The 3,306-nt window shown below is 61.9% G+C and carries 2 protein-coding genes; both read right to left on the bottom strand.

All coding sequences use genetic code 11. From position 1 onward, the window contains the following. A partial coding sequence (locus AC2VNK_RS09930; protein ID WP_486883638.1) for a Na+/H+ antiporter NhaA occupies window positions 1-455 on the bottom strand: 455 nt, incomplete at its 3' end. 18 nt (window positions 456-473) lie between these two features. Next, the coding region (locus tag AC2VNK_RS09935; RefSeq protein ID WP_486883639.1) for a valine--tRNA ligase at window positions 474-3,306 on the bottom strand (2,833 nt) is incomplete at its 5' end.

The following is a 3,306-nucleotide window of genomic DNA, read 5'->3' on the forward strand; positions in this document are numbered from 1 at the left end:
ATGGCGAAAGCAATATCCGTCGCCATGGGAATACCCCAGCCTTCCGCAGCGGAGCCGCCGGGATTAAACTGGTGATAAATCAGTGCCGGGACAATCATGCCCCCCAGGGCCGCAATGATGGGCAGGGCGGCATCGCGCAGGGAGGAGAGTTCCCCCACCAGAAATTCCCGCTTCAGCTCTAGCCCGACGACAAAAAAGAAAAGCGCCATCAGGCCATCATTGATCCAGTGATGGAGGCTTTGATCCAGGCCCCAGCCACCCCAATGCAGCCCTAAGTGCTCTTCCCAAAATGCGTGGTAGGGCACATGCCAGACGGAGTTGCTGAGAATCAGGGTCAGGATCGTGGCAGCGATGAGGACGATGCCGCCTGCCGTCGCTCGCCGCAGAAACTGCTCGAAGGGCGACAGAATGCGTCCGAATAAAGGCTCAAGCAGATAAACCGGGCGGTCAGCCATGCAGGCCCCGGTGCCCCGTCACAAATGCTCCAGTCGCTGTGCCTGTTCGCTGAGTTGCAGCAGGGCGGCGTCCATTTCGCGCAGACGCTCTTCTTCCTTGGCGACGACCTCGGCGGGGGCGCGGCTGCGGAAGCTTTCCTGGGCCAGCTTGGCGGCGGTTTTAGCGCGATCCTGCTCAAGACGTTGCTGTTCTTTCGCCAGACGGGCCTGCTCAGCCACCACGTCAATGACTCCCGCGAGGGGGACGAGGACGCGCAGATCACCGACCAGTTGCAAGGCGGCGGGCGGCGCTTCTTCTTCGGCGCCCAGCCATTCCAGACTGGCGAGGCGACTGAGAGCGAAGAGCCAGGGAGCATATTGTTGCGCACGCTGGCGGTCGCTGGCATCGCCCCCCTGCAGCAGCAGCGGCAGCGCCTTGTTAGGTGCAATATCCATTTCGCCACGCACCGAGCGGATGGCGCGGATGACCGCAATCAGCCATTCCGCATCGCCATCCGCCTGGACGTCGATACGGGAGAGATCCGCCACAGGATAAGGGGCGAGGGCAATGCTGTCGCCTGTCTTGCCGATGACCGGGGCTATCCGCTGCCAGAGTTCCTCGGTGAGGAAGGGCATCACCGGGTGCATCAGACGCAGGCCAGCCTCCAATACCCGCAGCAGGGTATTGCGGGTCCCGCACTGCTGCGCTGAGGTAAACGGGCTGTCGCTGCGCAGGATCGGTTTGGTCAGCTCGATATACCAGTCGCAGTAGTCATTCCAGAAAAACTGGTACAGCGCATGGGCGGCGTCGGCAAAGCGATACTGGTCGATGGCGCTGTTAACAGCCGCTTCGCAGCGCTGCAGGCGACCGATAATCCAGCGTTCCGGCGCCAACAGTTCGCGCTCGCCTTCCAGATCGGCCGGATTTTGTATCTGCATCAGGGCAAAACGCGAGGCGTTCCAGAGCTTGTTGCAGAAATTGCGATTTCCCTCCACCCGCTTGAGGTCAAACTTGATGTCCCGGCCCTGGGTGGCCAGTGCCGCGAAGGTGAAGCGCAGGGCGTCGGTGCCGAAGGCGGGAATGCCGTCGGCGAACTCTTTACGGGTGGCCTTTTCGATTTTGGCCGCCATCTGCGGCTGCATGAGGCCCTTGGTACGCTTGGCGACGAGGTCTTCCAGACTGATCCCGTCGATGAGGTCGATGGGGTCGAGGACATTGCCCTTGGACTTGCTCATCTTCTGGCCCTCGGCATCGCGCACCAGACCGTGGACATAGACTTCATGGAAAGGCACGTCGTCCATGAAGCGCAGGCCCATCATGATCATCCGCGCTACCCAGAAGAAAATGATGTCGAAGCCGGTGACCAGCACGCTGGTGGGGTAGAATTGGGCGAGATCCGGTGTTTTTTCCGGCCAGCCCAGGGTGGTGAAGGGCCACAGCGCCGAACTGAACCAGGTGTCGAGCACGTCCGGGTCGCGTTCCAGCACCACCGGCATGCCGTAATGGCGGGCGGCTTCTGACTGCGCTTCCTCTTCACGACGGGCGACAAAGATTTTACCGTCGGGACCGTACCAGGCGGGAATCTGGTGCCCCCACCAGAGCTGGCGGGAGATGCACCAGTCCTCGATGCGCTGCATCCAGTCGAAGTAAGTTTTGTTCCAGTTTTCGGGCACGAAGCGGATGCGGCCTTCTTCCACCGCGCGGATGGCGGGTTCGGCCAGCGGTGCGACCTTCACATACCATTGATCAGTCAGGTAAGGCTCGATGACGGCCTGGGAGCGGTCGCCACGGGGCACCATGAGCTGGTGTTCGTCGGTGCGTTCCAACAGATTTTCTGCCTCCAGCAGAGCAAGAATCTGTTTGCGGGCGGCATAACGGTCCAGTCCGCGTAAGGCCTCGGGAATCTCCCCGGCAATGACATTGTCGCCAAAGACTTCGATACTGTCCCGGATGCGGGCATCGGGGGTAAAGACGTTGAGCAGGGCCAGACCGTGCCGCTGTCCCACCTGATAATCGTTGAAATCGTGGGCCGGGGTGATTTTGACGCAGCCCGAGCCGAATTCTGGTTCGACATAAGTGTCCGCGATGATGGGAATCTCGCGGTTCATGATCGGCAGGCGCAGGGTCTTGCCGATGAGGGCAGCGTAGCGCGGATCTTCTGGGTGAACCGCCACCGCCACGTCGCCCAGCAGGGTTTCCGGGCGGGTGGTGGCGACGACGAGGGCGCCACTGCCATCGCTGAGGGGATAGCGGATATGCCAGAGGGAGCCTTGCTCTGCTTCGCTGATGACTTCCAGATCAGAAACAGCGGTGCGCAGGACCGGGTCCCAGTTCACCAGCCGCTTGCCGCGGTAGATCAGACCCTCGTCATGCAGGCGGACAAAGACCTCGGTGACGGCATGGGAAAGCCCGCTGTCCAGGGTAAAACGCTCGCGCGACCAGTCACAGGAGGCCCCCAACCGTCGCATCTGCCGGGTGATATGGCCGCCTGATTCCTGACGCCACTGCCAGACCCGTTCCAGAAAGGCACCGCGGCCCATCTGATGGCGGTCACCGCCTTCTTGCGCCAGTTGCCGTTCCACCAGCATTTGGGTGGCGATGCCCGCATGGTCGGTACCCGGCTGCCAGAGGGTGCGCTCGCCGCGCATCCGGTGGACGCGGGTGAGGATGTCCATCAGGGTATCCTGAAAGGCATGGCCCATGTGCAGGGTGCCGGTAACATTGGGTGGCGGCAGCATGATGCAGTAGGCCGCGCCGTAGCCTGCTGGCTGGAACAGGCCATGGGCTTCCCAGCGCGTGTAGCACTGGGTTTCGATTTCGGCGGGGGCGAAGGGGCGATCCAGAGTGTCAGTCATAATAGGGTGTATTACT

Source organism: Acidithiobacillus sp. TH-A35 (assembly GCF_057473505.1).